The organism is Deefgea chitinilytica (genome assembly GCF_016881405.1).
In the GTDB taxonomy this organism is placed as follows: domain Bacteria; phylum Pseudomonadota; class Gammaproteobacteria; order Burkholderiales; family Chitinibacteraceae; genus Deefgea; species Deefgea chitinilytica.
This window is the reverse complement of sequence record NZ_WOFE01000001.1, coordinates 707,210-729,563: the sequence shown is the minus strand read 5'-3', so window position 1 is coordinate 729,563 and position 22,354 is coordinate 707,210. Positions and strand designations below refer to the sequence as shown.

Below are 22,354 nucleotides of genomic sequence, written 5' to 3'. Positions count from 1 at the left end.
TTATTTTAACTTCAAATACTTAGCACAGAAAATGACTTACACAAAACTGTCGCACGATATCGCATGACATTGCGTTTTGTCGCACTAAGTCATTGTTTTATATACACTTTACATTGATTCAAGACGCCCAGTTACACTATGCTCCGCCTATGTTCTAACCAACACACGAGGCAGCACAGTGAGAAACTACTCAGACCTTCAAAGCGGTAACAACACAGCACCAGCATCACCGTGGCTCACGATGGGCGAGCTTACCCAACGATTCAAAGTTACCCGCGCGAGTGTGTACCGTTGGATTGCGAACGAATCATTCCCTGCCCCCGTTAAGTTCGGCAGAGCCGCACGGTTTGAAGTTGCCGCCGTCACCGCTTGGGAGGCAAAGAAGATCGGGGGTGCACAATGAGCGCCGCATTTGCCGCTTCAATTCGTGGGGTGCGTTACCTGCGACTAGCTGACACTGTTGGGCGTTATGTGGTGGGAGCTGTGCCAGCACTGATTGGAAAGCACACCACACCGAGCAGCAAGGAAGGTGCGCAGCTAATCGGGTTCTATATCAAAGAAGGTAAGCGGTGCAATGACAACGTGCGCGGCGTATCTTGCATGGTATACGACGTCGACAACAAGGAGGAAGGCCGGCACTTCACCATTGAGGCTGCGCTTGAACTGCTTGACGCTGCGGATGCAGAGTACACGGTGCACACCACGTACAACCACAGCCCCGAGCTGCATAAGTTCCGCATCATTCTGCCGTTCGACAGTGTGATTACCCCCGAGGAATACCCGCAATTATGGGCAGACGTTGCCCAATACTTCGGGTTCTATGCCGATGTAGATGCAAGCTGCAAGGACATAAGCCGCGCGTATTACCTGCCAAGCTGCCCTGCTGATATGTTGCAACATGCGCGGCTAATCCACTGCTACGGCGGGGAGGTGAACCATGGCGCTTCTTAATCGGGCAAGTATTCCAAGGGCAGCACCAGCGACACAGCGCAAGGCCACGGTGCACGAGGTTGAACAGGCATTCATGGCAGCAAACGAGAGCAGCTTGGGCGCTGTGCCTGACCATGTACGGCTGCTTGGTGTTGCGAGCAATGACTTGGTTGGTGAGGCTAGAGCGCGGCAGCGTGTGACGATTGAGTTACTTGCAAGCGTGCTAGGCGACCCCAACGAAACACGCGCCCAATGGATGAAGCGTTTATATGCTGGTGCCGATGCTGTGGCGCGGGGCGAATTAAAAGAGTCCGAAGTCTACGACACGCTGCGTGCATGGTCGGCTGAGTCCGAAAAGTTCAACCCCACAGAGTTCGATAAACAGTGGCACTCCGTATTAGACCGTGCCCGTTCTGGCTCAGTTAAAAACCCCATCACTATTGCCACGTTAATAAAGGAAGCTGGCGGCGTGCCTGCGCTACAAGTGCGCGGGGCTGTTCTGGCTGCTGCGGGTGCAGGTGTCGTCGGGGAGTCGTTCGCTGTGTCAGGCTTCGTGAGTCACGCCCATATTGCTGGCTGGCTTTCTGTGGAACTGGCTGAGTGCATGCACTATCACGCGGCGAGTGATACTTGGTACAGATACGACGCAGTGAGTGGACTTCACATTGCGGGGCGCGATGGTGTTATGGAGCTGGTCACAAGCGTACTGCAGGCCGAGCACGATAAGTTGATTGACGCCATGAAGACTGCTAAGAGTGGAGAGTTCAAGCGCCTAAATAGCTTGATAACTAAGGTGCGGAAAGAGGTGCTAAGCGCCAATAGTCTCGAACAGATTTGCGGCTTGCTAAGGTACCAGAGGGCGCTGCGATTCACGGGCAAGCATAACCACAACCTTGAGCTAGTGCTCGACTCTGCTGGTATGGCCATCGACCTGCGAACAGGGACGACCAGACCCGCTGTGTACAGGGACTACTTCACGCAGTCACTAGGCGCGGCGCTTGGTGACGTTGATTGCGGTGATGGGTTCGACCCTGCGAAGGCGTGCCCTATGGCGTATGCGTTCGCTAAGCAAATCATGAAAGACCCTGATGACTTAGCTGCGTTGATGCGCTGGTTTGGCTACTGCCTTGGTGGCAGTGTGGTTGAAGAAGTTCTAGCCATCATGGTAGGCGGAGGCTCCAACGGTAAAACGGTTGCACTGAACCTGATGATGGCGGTGATGGGTGGCTGCGCTACGGTGGCCGATGCCTCAGTGCTTGTAGGCGGTGGCAAAAGCGCGGCTGGTGGCGCTCGTTCAGACTTGGTTGCCCTAGCGGGTAGGAACATGGCAGTGATAAGCGAGACAGACGAAGGCGGTGTCCTGCAGGTAGGCCAGATGAAAAGCCTAGTGCAGGTGGGTAGCTATGTAGCACGCGAGGTTTTCAAGCCGACGTGTGTGTACGACAACAGAGCGAAGATTAACCTAGTTACTAACCACCTACCTATCGTCAACTCAAATGACGCAGGCACATGGCGCAGGCTCTTAGTATTCAACTTCAAAGAAACGTTCAGCGTTGAGCAACGAGACACAGGGCTAGCCGCTAAGCTCGACAAAGAGAGGGCTGGTGTGTTGGCTTGGCTGGTACATGAGGCGGGTATGTATCTGCGTGAGGGCTTGCTGCGTTCGCCCAACATGATAGCTGCAGCCACAGCGTACCGAACTGACAGCGATGTGTTCGGTGGATTCCTCAGTGAGTGCTGCATGTTCGACAGCAGTGCGGAGGTGGACTTTGCCATACTCTATTCAACGTACCAGTATTGGGCAGAGAAGTCAGGGCTTAGGGTAGCCAGTAAGATTGGTGTGTCCAAACAACTGCGTGAACGTGGTTACTCGACGGTCACAAGGCGGGTAGAAAACAAGACAAGCAAGTGCATTGTGGGTATCGCAATCTACTAAATTGTGGGGCGACTTGTTACTGGTGTTACCCAATTCGTCGAAAAAAATTAGGTTTGGTTTTTTCATATATACACGGGAACCTTTTGGAAATCGCTGAAATGGGTAACACCAGTAACAAACCACCTTTTTGCACAAAAATTGTGCAATAGGCGGTCAGCAGACTGGATATATAGTGATCATTAGAAAGGTGAAGCCATGTCTATCACAGGCAACATTGGCCGCGCAGTACAAAGCGCAGCCGCGAACAAATCGAACAAGAGTTACTACGAAATAAAGCAAGAGCAGGCAGAGGCAAAGCGCCAAGCAAGAGAGGCACGCGAGGCAGAGGATATACAGCGCCGAATCAAAGACAGGCGCATCAAGTCGGGCAAGTGGTGCGGCGTACCGAGGGCAGCTACCCCGTATAACGCAAACTGGCAGCCGCTCGATATTCAGATTGGCAACTGGCTACAAACGATGCCGCACAGCGAGCGTGGGCAGCGCCGCCGCGTGAAGGACTTAGTAGGCATATTGCATGGGCTATATCGACCACACCCCAGAGCGTCGGACGTTGCGGCAGCACTGCGGCGTATGGGGTGGAGTTCCTGCCGCCCCTATCAAGGCCGAGGCGTAGCACGCGGTATATGGTGGACTCCACCAAGCACACTATTTGAATTTGAAATCCAAGGAGTTTGAAAATGTTACATGCAAAACAAACAGGTCACCAGTTGCACGGGATATTGTGGAATGCCCAAGGTTACCCCCCATCAGAGCGAGACTTGGTTTCAGATATGGTACGGCAAGAGTTACAGCGGCGAGGTGTGCGCGGTGGTTATGCAGACGAGGTGATCGCAGAAGCACGCGACTGCTATGCGTACAAAAGCCCCGAAGAGTGCAAAGGTATGCGCAGCCAGTGGGGAGCGGCACAGGTGCAAGTCCTCGCGCGTATACGCGGCGAGCCTAGCGGTGGCGTTTCTATAACTGCTGCTGATGCACTTGAGTACCGCGACGAGTTAGATGATGATGCGCGCGCCGAGTTAGATTGGGACGACTACCACCAGTACAGGCGCTCAGGGTTGGACGTGACGCTTGGCGACTCACAGCATTATTACTGGGACGGTATGCAAGGCGCATGGTCGTCCGTGTGGCTGCGTTGTGTGACTAGCGCAAAAGCTTCGCGGGTTGTTGCCAAAGGCAAAGCAACGGTATCAGTTGACGACTCGCGGGTTTGCATCACGAATAGCAGGGTTTGAAGACTGGTACTGACCCCGCCTAGAGGCGGGGCTTTTTAAAGCGGCTTGCAACGCACCTAAAAAAAGTTGCACACAAATTGTTGATTTGCTTCTGCGACGCTGCCGGGGACTACGGCACCCCATTCGCCTGCGCGGGTACTGTTGCCCCCTGCAACTAGGAGTACGCGTGATTTGTTTTTTGCACAGTCAGCCTCGTACATGACCCTCTCCAGCGGTCGGGAGTTAAGCGGGCGCGAGGGATATTTGATTAGCTGTACCCCTTCGGGCAGGGGAAACTCTGCCGGATAGCATACGTAGTCACTAGCCAAGGCACACGTCACCGTAGAACCGTCAGCTACTTTAGTCGGCCCCCATCTAGGTTCGAAAAGTACGGGATTTTCAAAAGCCCAGTACTCGACTTTATCACCACTACGCTTAATGGACTTCGCCACGATATCATACACAGTCTCGCCAGCATTAGGCACCCCCACTGGGACGTAGACGTCGGCGTCTTTGCCCTGCTTACACCCGAGTGCCTGCCCTTTTTTAATAGCATCGACAACGATTTTACGCTTAGCTAAGAACATATCGACGGGGATAAACTCAGACTCAGACGCGGGGCGGCGAGAAACTCCACGATCATCAACGAAGTCTTGTAGTAGCACTGTGTAGTTCATATTTGTACAAGAAGCGTAAACCTGTAAAAAAGAATCACTAAATTTTTGCCCTTCTGCGGTAACAACTTTTTCTAACTTTAGGTATATCAGCACTCCGGGGCCGGACTTTTTGGCATTGACCGTTTTGACTGACTGCGCCCACTGCAAACTGTGAAACTCTAACTGCGACTCTGTAAAGTCCTGCGCAAATACCATTGCGCTGACTAACGAAAAGACCAACGCTCCGCATATTGAGCGTTGTGTTCGTTGTACATCATTCATAGTGCGCCTCACTACTTATTTATCTCAAGAGCAAGCATACCGCATGTGGATTTGGCGAGTCGCTACTGCAAGGGCTAAGTGTTGTATGCTTTAGCGCTATCCACCCTGATCGACTACGGAGGTTTTGCCGCTCGACATGTTGATGCGCAAGGTGCGAGGTGCGGCGGTGCAAGTCACGACACAAGGGATTAAATACTTGATGCCGAGCTAGACCGAATACTGGCGGAGTTTAAGGACTGATTGAGTTCGCCCCCCCCCCCGCTGGCTGTTAGCGAGGGGCGCAGCGTAGCGCTATGTTTATTTGCGCCGCCGCCCATTCCCGGACGCCCCTCCGCCCTGCACAAAAGTGATGCCAGCGCACCGAGCTGCGTGGGGTACTGGCACACCACTAATCCAAGCTTCCTCTTTGTGCCAGTTCCACCAGTGATGAGCCTTAGCGGCGCGCAGTTCATCCGCGTACACTAGTTTTCCGCACAGCTCACAATCGTACCTGTACAGATGCGAGTTGTGCTGTGGATTACACGAGGGGCACGTGTCATCGCGACCGTCCACATACCACACCGCACAACACTTACGACATTGCCATGCGTATCTGCGTTTGTGCATAGAGCAGCACCATCAAAAAAGCTAGCTCTCATCAGGCCAGCCAATAGTTATCATAAACGAACCAAGCATTTATACAGCAGCGTCTAAGTACGTGAACCCACACGCCACTAGCGTATTGTCGTGAAGCTCAAGCACAGGTCGTATTCCACCGTCGTCATCACGTTGATAGCCACCCGCTAAATTCCACGCAACGGGGATGCCAAATTTCTTGCAATGCTCAAATACAATTTCATCCCTTCGGAGGAGTTGCTCTGTAGTTAGAAACCCACCAAATGGGTCATAAATATGCGGGTCTGCCCCAGCTTGGTACAAGACTAAATCGCAATTTGACATACCTGCGAGCACCATAGGAAGCGAGTCTAGAAACGCTTCGGCATTTTCAGGCTGCGCAGCCCAACGGCCGCCAAGTGAATAATGGTATATCCAATCGCCTAGATTTAATCTATCCATGATTGCGGCTGTGCCGTCACCGTAGTGCACATCTAAGTCAAGTATTGCAATCCGTTGTACTTGCCCCGCTTCATATAGCGCGCGGGCAGTAATGACCAGACCATTGAAAGTGCAGTAACCAAAGGCATCTTCGTAACCAGCATGATGAAATCCAGACACAGGCGCAACGGCAACCTGCTTATTAAGAAGGGCTTCTTTAGCAGCGGCAAGCATTGCGCCGACTGTGTAGCGGCAAGTCTCAGCCAGTTGGGGGTCTTTGGTTTTAAAGCCGTTGATAACCGTGCCTGCAAAAATACCTTCGATATACGCAGGGTCATGCGCCAAGGCTAACTGCTCATTGGTTACGGGTTCAACATCGCTCACAGCCAACGGAACCCCCAAGGCCAGCCATGATTCAAGCACCGCTTTGGGTTTAGCCGCACTCGGTGAAAAGCTGGCGACCTGCCCTATCATTCTTTCACTGTAAAATACAGGCAATGCAGTTAGTTTTGGTAATGAATTCATGCTGTATTTCAGCCGTTAAAATTTCCACAAGATTACTTATTTATTTATTTATTTAATGTAAATATACTACTGCTTGATCTGTCATTGAGCCAAGAAAACGCAAAGTAATGCGCCAATGCTGTTTGGGGAGAGTGTGTTACTGGTATCTGCGTCGGTGAGTGAATAGATGTGTTTTATCAACGGCCTAAGTTCTACTCGCCGTTGATTACCATTCAGTCAAACCCTTGAGGCTCTTACCCGCCGCATTGCGTTCTTCGATACGTTTTGCCAGTGAGTCCCGTACTTTCTTCCGCTCGTACTCCAGTCCCGCTGCGTGGCGCTGTGCCCGCATCCGCGCTCGACTGGCTTCGATCATTCCCTCGGAAGGTGTCCCTTGAGAGTTCTCCGTTTTGGATGAAGCTATCAGACCCAGTTGTTTCATGGTTGACCCCTGCTTTGCTTTACCTATTAAGCATAGCATGTAAAGTCGATTCATTTAGGGCGGGGAAAATATGCGGGCGAGTCTGGAGGAGATGGGCGGGGTACTTGCTTTTTTTAGGGGGTGTACCCCCCTAGGTATATTGACAGACAGCTAACGGGTGGGTGTTAGCTGGTGCTGATTCAGCACAGTATTGGAGTGTAGCACAGGGGGGCTTGCGCAAGCCCCCTTGCAGTGCTTTAAGCTGCGACTTCATTCTATTAATGAGGTGGGTTATATGTCTGCAATTATCTTTGCTGGTGCTGATGACTTGGCGAACCGATTGGAAAACGTAGCGGCGTTACTGCGTAACATGGCAGAGCCGCGTAGCGATGACGAGTACGCAGGTGCGCTGATTGCTTTGGAAGATTCAGCCAGCATTTTAATTGATCGGTGGGAGCGACATATTGACACCCCTGTTTTATCTAAAGCGGGTATCTCTGCGGGTATAAATAGCAATTGCAATTGGCAATTACTTTTTAATTCAATTACTTACCCCATTTATTTCGACTATCGTAGCTAATTTTTAAATTTAACCAACAAATTAAACCCGCAATGGCGATGCCAATGCGGGTTTTTATTTTATGAACCCCAAAATTAGCGTCTATATTTAAGCAACACTTCATTTCGCGGCTGTAGATTTGATGAAAATCGGACCTATTTCAACACAACTACAAGCGGCAGTCGCCCAAATTCACGAGCAAACGCACAGTCGAAAAGCTGATGCTTACCTGCTATGCGAAGCAACGCTCAATTTGGCACGCGAGCTGCACGACGATGCGGCATTCATCGCCGTCGCAATTGATTACGCGCTCGTCATTGATCAACAAGGCTACCCAGACCGCAGTATTAATATTTTGTACGAAGCACTGCAACTCGCGCAAAGTTACCACTTATTTAAAGAAGAAGGCCGCCTACTGATTGTAATTGGCCGTTCGGTTTATACTCGGGCCGAATACTCACTCGCCATTCAAGCTTGGGCACACGCCCTCGAAGTCTCTGAACTAGCCAATGATGACAACACATGGGTGTGGGCCAAATTCGGTGTCGGGCAAGTTTATGATGCGATGGAAGATCACGCCACCGCAATTACTGTTTTGACAGAAGCAAAAAAACGCGCCGATGAATTAGGTGATCACGAATTGCTCATGCACGTTATTTTCAATCTAGGCGTGAATTTATACCGAGAACAACACTACGCGCTCGCACTCGAAAACTATCAAATCGCCCAAACCTATGCGATCAATTTAAAATTTGATGATGAAATCGGCGAGCTTTTCTTTCGAATGGCTGAAGTTAATTTAGCGGAAGATCGCATTGAATTAGCATGGCAGCAACTCGACCAAGCAGAAGCAATTTGCACCAGAACACATCACATCTGGGCATTAGCAAATATCTATATGACGCGTGGGATTATCTACGCAAAAAAAGGTCAATTCAGAGACGCTCATTTAGAACTAGAGAAAGCGACAGCAGCAGCAATTAAATCAGGCGCCAAACATGTATTAATGCGCATTTATTTGACTCAATCTAATATTGCAGAACAAGAAGGAGACGCAACAACTTGCCTGAACACATATAAGCAAGCTAATCAAATACGCGCCCAAATTTATCCTAGTGACAAAAAACAGCAAATTGCCGCCCTAGAAGAAATAGCTGGAATCTCTGAAAGCCCAGGAAGAATCTTACTCGACCTTGCAAATAGCGCACAACTTAGCAATGCAAACTTACTCGAGCTCTCTGAGTTAATTTGTAAAAATGCAATAAAAATACTCAAAGTTGACCAAGCTAGCTACTGGAATTACAGCAACCAACAATTTATCAAATTATTTAGATTCCCTCCTCAAGAAGAAGTTTCACAGGACGAATCAATAAGTACCGACCAACACCCATCTTTTTCAAAAAGCATATTAAATGGTGACTTAATTATTGCTCATAGCGTCAGACACCATCAAATGACTTGGCCACTTTATGCTGAACATTTTTTAGCTCAAAATATATTTTCGGTTTTAATGATACCGATCAGAGTCGGCAATGAATCCCGTGGCTTTTTATGCTTCGAAAACTGTAATAGTCAACACAATTGGACCAGCAACGAAGTTCAATACGCAAGCCAATTAGCCTTAGTAGCCGCACGTGCAATTAGCAATATCGACTTAAGCAATTTCCTACATGAAATTGCGACACTTAATGCCAAATTAGTACAAAACAATGAAATTCTAGAGCAACGCGTAGCAGAAAGAACCCAAGAGCTAGCTTCAGCCATGGATCATTTAATTCAATCAGAGAAACTTGCCTCACTAGGCAATTTAGTTGCAGGATTTGCTCATGAGCTCAACACCCCACTAGGCAACACCTTGACGGCGTCAAGCACCCTTCTCGAAAAAAACAATGAATTAATTGAGCAAATTAATATAGGAAAATTAAAAAAATCAACACTCGATCAATATTTAGCAGAAAGTTCAATGACTGCTCAACTAATAGAAAGAAATGCACGCAAAGCCAGCAATTTAATCTCAAACCTTAAACAAGTTGCCGTAGACACCGCTTCAAGCAAAATCCGCTATTTTAATTTAAATCAAACAGTAAATGAAACCCTAATTACTTTAAGTCCATCATTAAAACATAAGAATATAACGATTGAAAACACAATACCACCCGACATTCATCTTAATAGTTACCCCGGGTCGCTAGAGCAGATTATTACCAATTTGGTAAACAATGCTGTCATCCACGCATTCACAGAACAAAAAAATCCTACCATAAAAATAAACGCCTCATTACTTGATTTAGATTTTACTCAAATCACCATTAGCGACAATGGTTGTGGGATGTCAGACTCAATCAAAAGCAAAGTATTTGACCCTTTTTTTACCACCAAATTTGGACAAGGCGGCAGCGGCCTAGGGCTTTACCTTGCCTACTCACTGGTGATTGGCACGCTCGGAGGTCAGTTGCAACTGGAAACAACAGAAGGAATTGGCAGTACATTTATTATTACACTACCCAATCAAGCCCCACAGGAACAAGACCAGGGCAACAACCTACACCGCCATTAATGAACAAAAAATGGCTCAGCAAGTCGAATAGCTTCACCTGTATTGGGCGTTGCTACCGCCTTCAAACGCGCCATATTATGAGTTGTTAGCAAGCAAGGCTGTACATTTATCAAGTATTCAGCAGCATCACTCACTGATAAGTGCTTAATAAAATTAATTTTATCCGCAATATAAAAAAATCGTTTGTGCTCAACCACCAAAGGCAAGAAGTCATCCAGCAGACTGCGATTCGCTTCACGCAGCAAGTACCATGCCCTATCCTGTACAATAAGCACATTAAGCATTGCACCCCAGTAAAGTGGCCCGACTACTTTTTGCGGTGAAATCGCGATAATGGTACACAAGGTTTCAGGCGCACAAGCAAGCGTAGATAATTGAGCAGAGGTACGCCCATGACTCGCCAATTGAATCTCAATAATTTCTTTGTCCATAAGACCTCACCATAACTTACAAAAATCACATTAATAATGGTTTAGCAGTGTAAAAATTGCAAATTAAAGCTAAAAATCAATGACTTCACAAACACGAAAAGTAACTCATGTCGCCGCGGGTATCCTGATCAATGCTGACGGCCAATTTTTATTAGGTAGCCGACCTGCCGGTAAGCCATATGCGGGCTACTGGGAATTCCCTGGCGGAAAACTTGAGCAAGGGGAAAGCGCTCAAGACGCCCTATGCCGCGAACTCAATGAAGAAATGGGAATTCAAGTCAAACAAGCGACACCATGGCTCACACAGCGCTTTAATTATCCGCATGCCGATGTGGAAATACACTTTTTTAAAGTGACTGCATGGGATGGCGACATACATGGTCAAGAAGGACAAGCACTGAGTTGGCAAACAGTTGGTCGGCTAAATACTTCCCCTATTCTTCCCGCAAATGGTCCAATCTTGCGCAGTCTTGCGTTACCAACACAGATTAGCATTTCAAACGTTGCAGAATTAGGTCTAGATAATTTTCTGAAACAATTAAGCGAAAAATGGGCCAATGAAGCAGCCTGGGTACTGATCCGAGAACCACAATTACCAGCAAACGAATACGCCCACTTGGTTCAATCCGTACAAAAAATTGCCCGCCCACACGGCGGAAAAATCATCATCCATCGGGATATTGAATTAGCCCGCCAACTGCTAATCGACAGCATACATTTAACCAGCAACCAGTTAGCCACGTTATCGGAGCGGCCATCAGGGATGGACTGGGTTAGCGCATCAACTCATCACCTCGCCGATTTACAACAAGTTGATCGATTAGGACTCGATTTTGCATTTTTAGGCCACGTCAATTCGAGTCAAAGCCACCCAACCGAAACACCATTAGGCTGGAATGCGTTTGCAGCACTGTGCCAGCATGGCTGGCGCTTTCCAATCTTTGCTATTGGCGGACAAAATCAAACCACCTTAAGCACAGCGCAACAACACGGCGGCCATGGCGTGGCCATTTTGCGTGCCGCTTGGCAAGCGGGGCTAGCAGCATGATCTCTAAACGCGCCAAACTCATCGTCAGCCTAATCATACTAATTGGGATGGGGCTATTTTTTTCTACGCAACAAGGCGCACTAAAGCGATGGTTTGCCAAAAAACCAAACCAGATCATTCACCTCAGCTGCCCTAACCTCAGCTCAGGCTGCAATTTCCAAATTGATCAGCAGACGTTTAACATTCGAAGCAAGCAACCGATTAACGCTAATAAACCAGTCAATCTGGTAGTCGCTGGCCCGGCAAAATCGATCCGCCTCAGCTGGCAAATGCAGGGCATGGATATGGGTAGCAATTACTACAAAATGCTGAGCGACGATCAGCAATCGTGGCGCGCTGAGACTATGCTTCCACTATGCAGCCAACAGCGACTAGACTGGATACTGACCCTTGAAATAGACCAAGCACAAATTTTAATTCAAACACAGTCGATCGCTAGCTCACAGTAAATTGCGCCGTCTATCATCGCCATATTTTTTAGCTCAATCCATTTAATCGGTTATTCACATTATGATGCGCAAACTTTTTGTACTGCTCATACTCAGCCTCTCAACAAGCAGCTTTGCCGCCAAGGTCTACCAATGGCGCGACAGCAGCGGCAACGTCTTTTACTCCGATCAACCGCCGCCGAACGCCCCAGCAAAAGAGCGTACCATCCGCCCGAACACGGTCAGCAAAGCCAGTGAAACAAGCCAGCAAAAAGAGAGCACACTCAACACACCCCAAGTTGTGCTGTGGATTACGCCACAATGCGGGATTGCCTGCGACGAGGCTGTGGCTTTACTCGATAGCCGTAAAATCCTCTACGACGTTAAAACAGCGGATCCTGCTAAAGAAGCAACAATGATCGAATTTTTCAGCGTTGTAGGCACCTTACAGCAACGCCCACCCGTATTGGTCATTGGTAAAGAAGTCATCAAAGAGTGGAATAGCGCCGCATGGCATGCCGCAATTAGCAAGGCCGGCTTTGCTCGCCCCAAAAGCAACAATTAATCGACAGTCCACCAAAACCAACTATTTGCCAACAATTACCACGCCATACTAGGGCTTACGCCACTTGTGGCCAGCATTTGAATCTGGACAATACTCTATATGACAATCAAAAGAGTACAACATGTCCAATCGTGCTAATTGGGGTTCAAAACTAGGCTTAATTCTCGCCGCCTCAGGCTCTGCCGTCGGCTTAGGCGCCATCTGGAAATTTCCTTACGTTGCAGGCCAAAACGGTGGCGGTGTTTTTCTCATCATTTATTTAGCCTGCGTGCTCAGTATTGGCATTGCCATGGTGCTGGCTGAAATGAGCATCGGTCACATGGCAAAACAATCCGCCACGACGGCTTACCGCACACTCAAAGGTGGGCTATGGCCCTGGGCTGGACGCCTTTCTGTGGTTTGTGTATTTATTATTTTATCTTTCTATTGTGTCGTCGGAGGCTGGAGCCTAGCCTATTTATGGCGTTCCATCACCGGTGAAATTCTGACTCAAGACACTACCGCACTTGGCAACTTGTTTAATTCATTTATTGGCGACCCGATTCAAAGCATTGCCTACACCGGTGCTTTTCTGGCTGCCACCGTAGCGATTGTAATGGGGGGCGTACAAAAAGGAATTGAGCGCACCAGTAAAATATTAATGCCTGCGCTGTTTTTCCTGATGTTGATTATTATTGCCCGTGTTCTGACCTTGCCGCACGCGATGGATGGCGTCATGTATTTCATTACGCCTGATTTTTCCAAAATCAATGGTGCCATGTTAATCGAAGCCACTGGCTTAGCCATGTTCTCGCTCTCGATTGGTTGCGGCACAATGATCGCTTATGGCTCCTACGTCAGCACCGAAACAAAACTACCAGGCGCCACGCTTTGGATTTCGCTACTGGCCGTTTTAGCGTGCATTTTGGCGGGCTTAATGGTGCTACCGGCAGTATTTGCTTTTGGCATTAATCCATCCGCAGGCCCAGGATTGACGTTTATTACGATGCCAGCCATTTTCTCGCAAATGCCTGCTGGGCAATTTTTCGCGATTGCTTTCTTTTTATTGCTGCTGTTTGCCGCAGTGACATCATCAGTCTCATTACTCGAACCAATTGTGGCATTTTTAATGGATGAATTTGGTGTTGAGCGCAATAAGGCCACTTATTCGATTTTTGCCGCTGTGTTCGTGATGAGTGTGCCTGCTGCGCTATCGTTTGGCACACTGTCTGACTTTAAATTCTTTGGCAAAACCCCGTTCGATTTAATGGACTATGTAGCCTCAAATATCATGATGCCAGCGGGTGGGCTATTAGCCGCTTTATTTGTCGGCTGGGCAATTTGGCCGCGGATTCAACAATCACTAACCGCGCAAGGCTCAGCCAACATTCTGCCAGCATTCCGCACCATTTGCGCGATTATTGCCCCCGTCATCATTAGTATTGTCTGGATCCACAATCTGTAACAGCCGTTCAAAAGCAGCGAGTGCTATGATAGGCATTCGCTGTTCAAATACTGCTCTTGTGACGTCAAACAACTATACCATCCAGCCCATAGGATTTATCCGCAGCCCATTTGTCGATAAATTTGGCATCCCGCGGCAACCTAGCTTAGCGCCGCATGCGCTTGGCAGCTTGAAACTCATTGCGCCCTACAATCATGCAGACTGCGTCCGCGGTCTGGCTGATTTTTCTCATGTTTGGTTAAGTTTTATCTTTCACGAAGTGGCTGGCCAATGGTCGCCCACCGTGCGCCCGCCCCGCCTTGGCGGCAATGAAAAAATCGGTGTATTTGCTAGTCGTAGCCCATTTCGCCCTAATTCACTGGGATTGTCTCTAGTCAAACTACTCAACATTGATACCGAGCATGGTGTGACTTTGCATTTTGCCGGGCTTGATTTAGTCGATCAAACACCGATTATTGATATCAAGCCTTACATTCCTTTTGTTGAATCTCAAGCGGATGCCCAAAGCGGATTTGTCAATGGCGCGCCGCCTCAACTTAAAGTGGAATTTAGCCCATTAGCGCTACAGCAAATTGCGAGCGCCCAACAAGCCCATTTGCTCGAACTAATTACCGAGGTATTGGCACAAGACCCTAGACCAGCCTACGCTAGCGACCCATACCGGATATACGGAATTCGTCTTTACCAATTTAACATTCAATGGCGCTGCGATGGAAATTGCGCCTACGTCATCACCATGGAAAACAGATAACTATGCATTCAGCGATTCGATTTGCTCGAAAAATCAGCAGCGCGCTTGCCGTCATCAGTCTGATGACGGCCTGCAATAGCAACCCGCCAGCACAAACCATAACCACTCCCCCCCCAAGCAAACCGCCGATCAAGGTCAAGGTAGGTCTCGCGCTCGGCGGCGGCGCCGCCAAAGGATTTGCCCACATCGGCGTCATTAAAATGCTAGAAGCCAACGGCATTAAAGTTGACGTTGTCTCTGGCACCAGCGCAGGTAGTGTCGTTGGCGCGATGTACGCCAGCGGCATGGATGCGTTTGCCCTGCAGGAGCGCGCCTTTAGCTTGGACGAAAGCCAGATTCGTGACGTCAATTTAATTGGCGGCGGCCTAGTCAAAGGGCAAAAACTGCAAGACTATGTCAATCAATTGGTCGGCAACAAAACCATTCAGCAGTTTCCAAAACCGTTTTCTGCCGTTGCAACCGAGCTAGAAACCGGCAATCGAGTGGCATTTAACCGCGGCAATGTCGGCCAAGCGGTGCGCGCATCAAGCAGTATTCCCGGCATTTTTATGCCAGTGCAAATTGGCAATAAGAAATTCGTCGATGGTGGCGTCGTTAGCCCAGTACCAGTCGACGCGGCACGTGAGCTTGGCGCGAATTTTGTGATTGCAGTTGATATTTCTAGTAAAGCCACTGGTACCGCTGCAACCAGCACCTTGGGCGTCATGAATCAAGCCATCGTCATCATGGGGCAAAAACTCGGCGAACAAGAGCTTGCCCGCGCTGATATCGTGATCCGTCCGAAAGTAGGCAAAATTGGCGCGGCCGATTTTGATATGAAAAATATCGCCATTTTAGAAGGTGAAAAAGCAGCGCTCGCTATGCTCCCCTTGATTCGGCAAAAAATGGCCGACAAAGCCAATCCTGATAAATAATTTAGGTATATTCTTCAAAAGGATTATGATCAATTGCTAGAGATCAATACCCCTAGAAAATTGCATTTATGGGTCGATGCTGATGCGTGCCCAGTGGTTATCAAAGAAATGATGTTTCGTGCAGCAGATCGGCTGCAGTTGCCATTAACTCTGGTGGCCAATCAACTGATACGCGTACCGCCATCAGCCCACATTCGCGCCATTCAAGTAGCGCATGGTTTTGACGAAGCCGACCATTGGATTGTAGAGCAAGTCCACGCAGGAGATTTGGTGGTTACCGCCGACATTCCGCTGGCGGCTCGCGTGATTGAAAAAGCCGCTTTTGCACTCAATCCGCGCGGCGAATTCTACAGCCCAGAAAATATCCGTGAACGACTCAATATGCGAGATTTTATGGAGGAACTACGCGGCGCAGGACTACAATCGGGTGGCCCTGCAGCATTTAGCCAAAGCGACCGCCTCGCATTTGGCAAAGCGCTTGATCGCTTTTTGGCTAAAAATGCCAAACGCTAAAGATCGGCGTCTTTTGCTTTATTATCAAACAGTATATCGAGCCAAACCTTATTTTTAAAAGGCTACCTTCATATACATGCAAAAAAAATCTACTGCACGCAGTTTTTAAGATTTTTTGCTCACGCAATACACGAAAGAAAAGCAATACATCTCAACACCTCTTGTTCGTGTTTTCATGACTTCGTACCTCCCCTTGCCTAGCCCAAACCCAGCAAATACGCTACAGTACGCCCAATAGAACGATTGTTCGAGCTTGCCAATCATGCAAATCAGTCAACTCCCTACCGCCCAGCAACAACGCCTACTCAAACTCGGCATTCGCTCCGCGTTTGACTTGATTTTGCATTTACCACTACGCTACGAAGACGAAACACATTTATACGCCATCGCCGATGCACCGCTTGGGAGCCCTGTGCTCGTTGAAGGCGAGGTTTTGTCTTGCGAAGTTCACTACAAACCACGCAAACAATTGAACGCTCGCGTCAAAGATGCCAGCGGCTCGTTAGTGGTGCGCTTAATGAATTTCTACCCTAGTCAAGCGCAGCAACTGGCCGTCGGCAAACGCGTTCGGTTGTACGGCGACATCAAACACGGCTATTTTGGCACCGAGATGGTTCACCCCAAAATTCGTGTCGGCGGCGAAGTGAGCCTGCAAGAAGCGCTCAGCCCGATTTACCCCACAACGGCCGGTATGTCGCAAGCGCAAATTGCCAGTTTCATAAGCAAAGCACTGCGCAGCACCCCGCTACCCGACACCTTACCCGAGTCCATTCTGGCCCCGCTGAATCTGCCCGACTTTGCCAGTAGCGTGCAACTCCTACACGCCCCCACGCCGGACATCCCAACGGTTTCACTCACGGCACGCACGCACCCAGCGTGGCAACGCCTAAAATTTGACGAACTCTTGGCGCAACAACTCTCACTGCGCCTTGCCCGTGCCGTGCGCCGCGAAAAAACCGCCCCCAAAATCAAACCCGATGGCCGTCTCGCAGCGCAACTGATCACTAACTTGCCCTTTGGATTAACGGGCGCACAAAAACGCGTACTACTCGAAATCACCAAAGATTTAGCACAAAAACACCCGATGCAACGTCTGCTACAAGGTGACGTTGGTGCAGGCAAAACGATTGTTGCCGCCGTGGCAGCCTGCCATGCGATTGAAGCAGGATTTCAAGTCAGCATGCTGGCACCGACAGAAATTTTAGCGGAACAGCATTATCAAAAATTATCCAGTTGGCTAACACCGCTGGGCGTCAATGTGGTTTGGCTCACTGGCAGCCTAAAAACCAAAGCCAAGCGTGAAGCAATCGCTGCAGCGGCCGATGGCAGCGCACAATTACTCGTCGGTACCCATGCGATTTTTCAAAACAGCGTTGAACTCAAAAATTTAGGACTGGCAATTGTCGATGAGCAACATCGCTTTGGCGTCGCGCAGCGACTCGCTTTACGCGAAAAGGGCTGCAGCCCGCATCAATTGATGATGAGCGCGACACCGATTCCACGCACGCTGGCGATGAGTTTTTATGCCGACTTAGACGTCAGCATCATCGATGAATTACCCCCTGGCCGCACACCGATTGTGACCAAACTCATTTCCGACGCCCGCCGTGATGAAGTGATTGAGCGTATCGCCGCCAAAGTACTCGAAGGTCGGCAAGTGTATTGGGTTTGCCCACTGATTGAAGAATCGGAAACGCTGCAATTACAAACGGCAGTCGATACCCATGCGCAACTGGCAGAAGAACTCGAAGGTATCAATGTCGGCCTATTACACGGACGAATGAAGCCTGAAGAAAAAGCGGCGACAATGGCGGCTTTTCAGCGCAATGAAATCCAAGTTTTAATCGCCACCACGGTAATCGAAGTGGGTGTCGACGTACCGAATGCCAGCCTGATGGTCATTGAGCATGCCGAGCGCATGGGATTATCACAATTACACCAGCTGCGCGGTCGCGTGGGACGTGGCGCGCACGCGAGTTTGTGTATTTTGCTCTACACCACGCCGTTGGGCGACACGGCAAAAGCGCGCTTGAAAGTCATTTATGAACATACCGATGGCTTTGAAATCGCGCGGCAAGATTTACATATCCGCGGCCCTGGTGATTTAGCAGGCGTCAAGCAATCAGGCGTCCCCATGCTGCGCTTTGCCGACATTGAAAACGATGCAGAGTTACTTGAAATCGCTCGCGACGTCGCCGAAGAAATTTTGAAACATCAGCCACAATTAGCTCAGCCTCATCTAGATCGCTGGCTCCCGGGGCGAGAAAGTCTACTTAAAGTCTAAAGCAAACCAATACCACTTAAACAACACAAGCCAGCAATTTGACGTAAGGCACTGCAAAGTTTTTAGCAAACAGCATAAAATGCGATTTCCTATTGCTGCGATTAGCGTGAGATTTTGTATAACTTTAAATACCGCACCCTGTGTATTGCAACAGTAGCAATTTTGGCTGCTGCTTTTGCTTTAATTCTCAGCTATGAACTTAAAGCTCAAGCAATCCTGAAAGAATTCAACACCCCTGAGCAACAAAAAAAGCTCCGTGACGCTCGCTCGGCCAATAAAGAATATAGCTTTTTTGAGCGCGCCCTCACCGACTACCAAGACAATCCCAGCGATGAAAATCGCGCAAAAGTTCAATCCAGCTATGCGATTTTTGCCAGCCGGATCAACGATTATCAATCAGGCGCATTTCCTTCGCTGAGCAACAACAATCCACAAGTAGCCAAACATCTCCCCCCGATTGTGAAATGGCTAGAGCTAACCACGCCCAAAATCAACAAGCTATCGCCAGAACAAATTGATGCAATTACGACATCCGCCGATCGGATGTCACCGAATCTACGCCAAGTCGTCAACGCCCTTGATGCACGTTACTCGCAGATTTTAGATGCCAAAAAAAACAAGGTTATGGGTTTATTAAAAGACCGAACAGCCTTAAATGTGGTTTTACTTGGTGTCATGCTGATTTTTTCTTTTGTGACATTGCGAACACTATGGCGCAATCAAAAAACACTGCTTCAACTTAAAGAAGCAGAACAAAAGGCACAAACCGCCAACCAAGCCAAAAGCCATTTTCTGGCGTCAATTAGCCACGAAATGCGAACTCCGCTGACTACCATTTTGGGCTACGCCGAGTTGATGAAAAAAATGGACCATCAACCGCAAATCGAACAGAAATACTTAGAGCACATTATCCACGCCAGCCATCATCTGCAAACTTTACTCGGCAATGTGCTAGACATGAGCAAAATTGAAGCGGGACACTTTGTTCTGAATGAATCCACACTCGACACCAGCTTATTCATCAATGAACTTCAAGGGATGTTTGGCCCATTAGCCGAAAAGAAAGGACTAACGCTAATTATTGCCGCCGACCCACAACTACCAGCCCTAGTCGCTTTAGATGCCGTGAAATGGCGGCAAATTTTGCTCAACCTGCTTTCGAACGCGATTAAATTTTCCGATGCGGGTGAAGTACGTTGTACTTTATCTTGCAAGCCACGGCAGAATAATCAGGTCGAATTAATCGCCATCGTGAGTGACCAAGGGCTAGGAATTAGCCCTGCTGAAGCACCAATGGTGTTCAGTCCATTCGAGCAAACACAGAGTGGGCTTTTCAAAGGCGGAACAGGACTAGGCTTGGCTCTCAGCAAAGAATTCGCTCAAAAAATGGGCGGCAATCTCAGCTTTACCAGCCAAGTGTTTGCAGGCAGCACCTTCACTGCAACCGCATTAGCAACGATTCAAACACACGCGCAAATTGAACCCCGTATTAATAGCCAACTCAACGGACTCGTGATTTTGCTCGTCGAAGATCAAGACATCAATCGCGAACTGATGCGCCAAATATTATGCAACGCCAATGCAACGGTACTAGAAGCTGAGCACGGTAAAAAAGCACTGGATATCCTAGCCCAAAACCCCCAAGTCAATGCGATGGTGATCGACCGCAATATGCCAGAACTTGACGGCATCGCCACCATCGAAGCCATGCGTCTGCAAGGGCATTTTTTACCTACGCTGATGGTCAGCGCAGGATTACAACCAAGCAGTGAAGAAATTCAACGGATTGGCCTCAATGGCTGGCTAGGCAAACCATTTACCGAGAGTGAATTAATTGATAGCGTGGCGCGAATCACGCAATCAGTGCACAGCCAATACCAAGCGATCACCCACGATGAAATTGCAGCAGATGAATTTGAAAGCTCACGCTATTTTAATCCTGAAGCGCCGCACCGATTAGGCTTTAGTGCCGAGCGCTTTGCGGCGCTTAGCCAAAAAGGACTCCATCGAATCGATGAAATTTTGTCGCAACTCGCACAGCGTCCTGATGCGGCTGAATGTTGCCGCCTTGCTCACAGCGGCAAAGGGATTGCTTTACAAATTGGTGCCGATCGAATTGCCCAACTACTCGAACAAATCGAAATAGCGGAAGGACAATTTCACACCGAACAACTCAGTGAGTTAGTCGCTGAGATGAAAATCACGCATTTGGCTGTTCAAGACTTTGGGCAACACTCTCAATTTTTACCACCCAGTCGCTAAACGACCACTTGGCCGAGCTATTACATCGGCGAAAACGCCATCAACGAGAATAGCGTCGCCACACACGCCAGATCAGCAGCACACACAGCACGGCGGCATACAACACTGGCTGAGTTAAATCCTTTTTAACCAACCAAAAATAATGAATCACCGCTAGCGGCGCAATCAAATAGATTAAGCGATGAATTCGCCCCCAATTGCGTTTCAATCGACGCATCCAGCCGTTAGTTGATGTCAGCGCCAGCGGAATGAGCAGTACAAATGCCGCAAATCCAATGGTAATAAACGGGCGCTTGATGATGTCTTGCACAATCGCCGAAAAATCAAAAAACTGATCCAGCCAAATATAAGTCGCAAAATGCACAAGGGCATAAAAAAACGCAAACAATCCCAACATGCGCCGCAGTGATTGCAACCAACTCCAGCCCGTGATTTGCCGCAGCGGTGTAATCGCTAATGTGACAAGTAGCCCAACCAAAGCCCACGTTCCACTTGAACGAGTGAGAAATTCAATCGGATTCACCGCTTGATTCAACAACACGCCAACACGCAGCAAGGGCAACATGCACAATACAAAGACCACTGGCTTAATCAGCTTGATCCATTTTTGTCGTGCACCAATAGCAATACCCGAAGGTATTGCCACCTGATTATTATTTTTCAAAAGCCTCACAAAAATACCCACCTAAAAATTCTTACGTAAATCCATACCCTTATACAATCCAGCAACTTGATCTGCATAACCATTAAAAGGCAAAGTCGGCCGTTTTAAGATTTCACCAATCCGCCGCTCACGGGCTTGGCTCCAGCGGGGATGGTCGACATTCGGATTCACATTAGAGTAAAAACCATATTCATTAGGCGCAGCCAAATTCCAACTCGTCGCAGGCTGCGTCTCTTGCAAACGAATTTTGACCACAGCCTTAATGCTTTTGAAGCCATACTTCCACGGCACCACCAATCTAACTGGCGCGCCATTTTGATTGGGCAACACTTCACCATATAAGCCGACCGCCAAAATAGTCAGCGGATGCATGGCCTCATCGATTCGTAAGCCTTCACGGTAAGGCCAATCTAAGACCCGACTAAGTTGCCCGGGCATTTGCTTAGGATCGTGCAAAGTTTCGAAAGCCACAAACTTAGCCTTGGAATTCGGTTCAACTTGCTTAAGCAAACTCGCCAATGGAATACCCACCCACGGTATCACCATGGACCATCCTTCCACACAGCGCAGGCGATAGATACGCTCTTCAAGCGCGGCAACCTTCAACAAATCATCTAGACCATAGGTACGCGGCTTGCCGGCCTCACCTTCAACAACAATTTGCCACGGCTTGGTTTTAAATTTTCCAGCATTGGCAGCAGGATCAGCCTTATCGGTACCAAATTCATAGTAATTATTGTAGGTCGTAATTTCTTTCAGGCTATTGGGTGTGTCTTTGGTCGACAAGGCACTTGGGGCTCCTTTGAGTGCCGCCGATGCCTCACCTGCCAGCAGCAATGCGCCAGCGGAGGCAGCCATAAATTCACGGCGATTGAGAAAAACAGATTTGGGCGTAATTTCAGACGGCGCAATATCGCTGGGATGACGGATCAACATGGCTTTCTCCTAAGTTTATTTAT

21 protein-coding genes are annotated in these 22,354 nt (G+C 48.7%); 15 read left to right on the top strand and 6 right to left on the bottom strand.

What is annotated here, in order from left to right; all coding sequences use genetic code 11:
• Nucleotides 1-399: 399 nt before the first annotated feature.
• The 4 genes from GM173_RS03315 to GM173_RS03300 all read left to right on the top strand — a co-directional run bounded on the left by GM173_RS03315 (nucleotide 400) and on the right by GM173_RS03300 (nucleotide 4,098).
• Complete coding sequence (locus tag GM173_RS03315) at nucleotides 400-951, top strand: hypothetical protein (protein ID WP_203569897.1); 552 nt, start codon at nucleotides 400-402, stop codon at nucleotides 949-951.
• Nucleotides 938-2,866 (top strand): phage/plasmid primase, P4 family, encoded by a 1,929-nt coding sequence (locus GM173_RS03310; protein WP_203569896.1) that lies wholly within the window; start codon nucleotides 938-940, stop codon nucleotides 2,864-2,866. Before GM173_RS03315 ends, GM173_RS03310 begins: the two co-directional genes overlap by 14 nt.
• Nucleotides 2,867-3,061: 195 nt before the next feature.
• Complete coding sequence (locus tag GM173_RS03305) at nucleotides 3,062-3,541, top strand: hypothetical protein (protein ID WP_203569895.1); 480 nt, start codon at nucleotides 3,062-3,064, stop codon at nucleotides 3,539-3,541.
• A gap of 2 nt (nucleotides 3,542-3,543) precedes the next feature.
• Nucleotides 3,544-4,098, top strand: coding sequence for a hypothetical protein (locus GM173_RS03300; protein ID WP_203569894.1), 555 nt, complete (start codon nucleotides 3,544-3,546; stop codon nucleotides 4,096-4,098).
• A gap of 56 nt (nucleotides 4,099-4,154) precedes the next feature.
• Here the strand turns inward: GM173_RS03300 and GM173_RS03295 are convergent, their stop codons facing one another.
• The 3 genes from GM173_RS03295 to GM173_RS03285 form a co-directional block, all read right to left on the bottom strand.
• On the bottom strand, nucleotides 4,155-5,015 hold the full coding sequence (locus tag GM173_RS03295) for a hypothetical protein (RefSeq protein WP_203569893.1): 861 nt from the start codon (nucleotides 5,013-5,015) through the stop codon (nucleotides 4,155-4,157).
• Between the two features lie 675 nt (nucleotides 5,016-5,690).
• On the bottom strand, nucleotides 5,691-6,575 hold the full coding sequence (locus GM173_RS03290) for an arginase family protein (protein WP_203569892.1): 885 nt from the start codon (nucleotides 6,573-6,575) through the stop codon (nucleotides 5,691-5,693).
• Nucleotides 6,576-6,780: 205 nt separating this feature from the next.
• The gene (locus GM173_RS03285; protein WP_203569891.1) at nucleotides 6,781-6,996 is read right to left on the bottom strand and encodes a hypothetical protein; all 216 of its coding nucleotides are present in this window, start codon (nucleotides 6,994-6,996) and stop codon (nucleotides 6,781-6,783) included.
• 274 nt (nucleotides 6,997-7,270) lie between these two features.
• Here GM173_RS03285 and GM173_RS03280 point away from each other — a divergent pair, with 274 nt between their 5' ends.
• Entirely contained in the window at nucleotides 7,271-7,555 is a 285-nt protein-coding gene (locus tag GM173_RS03280) for a hypothetical protein (RefSeq protein WP_203569890.1), read from the top strand.
• A 121-nt stretch (nucleotides 7,556-7,676) separates the two neighbouring features.
• Complete coding sequence (locus tag GM173_RS03275; RefSeq protein ID WP_203569889.1) at nucleotides 7,677-10,091, top strand: GAF domain-containing sensor histidine kinase; 2,415 nt, start codon at nucleotides 7,677-7,679, stop codon at nucleotides 10,089-10,091.
• Here GM173_RS03275 and GM173_RS03270 read toward each other — a convergent pair.
• Nucleotides 10,088-10,522 (bottom strand): hypothetical protein, encoded by a 435-nt coding sequence (locus tag GM173_RS03270; RefSeq protein WP_203569888.1) that lies wholly within the window; start codon nucleotides 10,520-10,522, stop codon nucleotides 10,088-10,090. The two genes, GM173_RS03275 and GM173_RS03270, sit on opposite strands and share 4 nt — an antisense overlap.
• Nucleotides 10,523-10,601: 79 nt before the next feature.
• Between GM173_RS03270 and GM173_RS03265 the strand changes: the two genes are divergently transcribed.
• The 9 genes from GM173_RS03265 (at nucleotide 10,602) to GM173_RS03225 (ending at nucleotide 20,731) form a co-directional block, all read left to right on the top strand.
• Nucleotides 10,602-11,570, top strand: a complete 969-nt coding sequence (locus GM173_RS03265) for a Nudix family hydrolase (RefSeq protein ID WP_203569887.1) — start codon at nucleotides 10,602-10,604, stop codon at nucleotides 11,568-11,570.
• Nucleotides 11,567-12,019, top strand: a complete 453-nt coding sequence (locus GM173_RS03260) for a hypothetical protein (RefSeq protein WP_203569886.1) — start codon at nucleotides 11,567-11,569, stop codon at nucleotides 12,017-12,019. The genes GM173_RS03265 and GM173_RS03260 overlap by 4 nt, the downstream gene beginning before the upstream one ends.
• Before the next feature lie 61 nt (nucleotides 12,020-12,080).
• Complete coding sequence (locus GM173_RS03255) at nucleotides 12,081-12,563, top strand: DUF4124 domain-containing protein (RefSeq protein ID WP_203569885.1); 483 nt, start codon at nucleotides 12,081-12,083, stop codon at nucleotides 12,561-12,563.
• 121 nt (nucleotides 12,564-12,684) lie between these two features.
• On the top strand, nucleotides 12,685-14,007 hold the full coding sequence (locus GM173_RS03250) for a sodium-dependent transporter (protein ID WP_203569884.1): 1,323 nt from the start codon (nucleotides 12,685-12,687) through the stop codon (nucleotides 14,005-14,007).
• A gap of 25 nt (nucleotides 14,008-14,032) precedes the next feature.
• On the top strand, nucleotides 14,033-14,758 hold the full coding sequence (gene tsaA / locus GM173_RS03245; RefSeq protein WP_203569883.1) for a tRNA (N6-threonylcarbamoyladenosine(37)-N6)-methyltransferase TrmO: 726 nt from the start codon (nucleotides 14,033-14,035) through the stop codon (nucleotides 14,756-14,758).
• A 2-nt stretch (nucleotides 14,759-14,760) separates the two neighbouring features.
• On the top strand, nucleotides 14,761-15,672 hold the full coding sequence (locus tag GM173_RS03240) for a patatin-like phospholipase family protein (protein ID WP_239078221.1): 912 nt from the start codon (nucleotides 14,761-14,763) through the stop codon (nucleotides 15,670-15,672).
• A gap of 33 nt (nucleotides 15,673-15,705) precedes the next feature.
• Entirely contained in the window at nucleotides 15,706-16,185 is a 480-nt protein-coding gene (locus tag GM173_RS03235) for a YaiI/YqxD family protein (RefSeq protein ID WP_239078219.1), read from the top strand.
• A 253-nt stretch (nucleotides 16,186-16,438) separates the two neighbouring features.
• Complete coding sequence (gene recG, locus GM173_RS03230) at nucleotides 16,439-18,469, top strand: ATP-dependent DNA helicase RecG (RefSeq protein ID WP_308439570.1); 2,031 nt, start codon at nucleotides 16,439-16,441, stop codon at nucleotides 18,467-18,469.
• A 114-nt stretch (nucleotides 18,470-18,583) separates the two neighbouring features.
• Nucleotides 18,584-20,731, top strand: coding sequence for a hybrid sensor histidine kinase/response regulator (locus GM173_RS03225; RefSeq protein ID WP_203569881.1), 2,148 nt, complete (start codon nucleotides 18,584-18,586; stop codon nucleotides 20,729-20,731).
• Nucleotides 20,732-20,771: 40 nt separating this feature from the next.
• Here GM173_RS03225 and msrQ read toward each other — a convergent pair whose 3' ends face one another.
• Together msrQ and msrP are read right to left on the bottom strand one after the other, a co-directional pair.
• Nucleotides 20,772-21,395, bottom strand: coding sequence for a protein-methionine-sulfoxide reductase heme-binding subunit MsrQ (msrQ, locus tag GM173_RS03220; protein ID WP_239078217.1), 624 nt, complete (start codon nucleotides 21,393-21,395; stop codon nucleotides 20,772-20,774).
• A gap of 21 nt (nucleotides 21,396-21,416) precedes the next feature.
• On the bottom strand, nucleotides 21,417-22,331 hold the full coding sequence (gene msrP / locus GM173_RS03215) for a protein-methionine-sulfoxide reductase catalytic subunit MsrP (protein WP_203569880.1): 915 nt from the start codon (nucleotides 22,329-22,331) through the stop codon (nucleotides 21,417-21,419).
• Nucleotides 22,332-22,354: the final 23 nt, after the last annotated feature.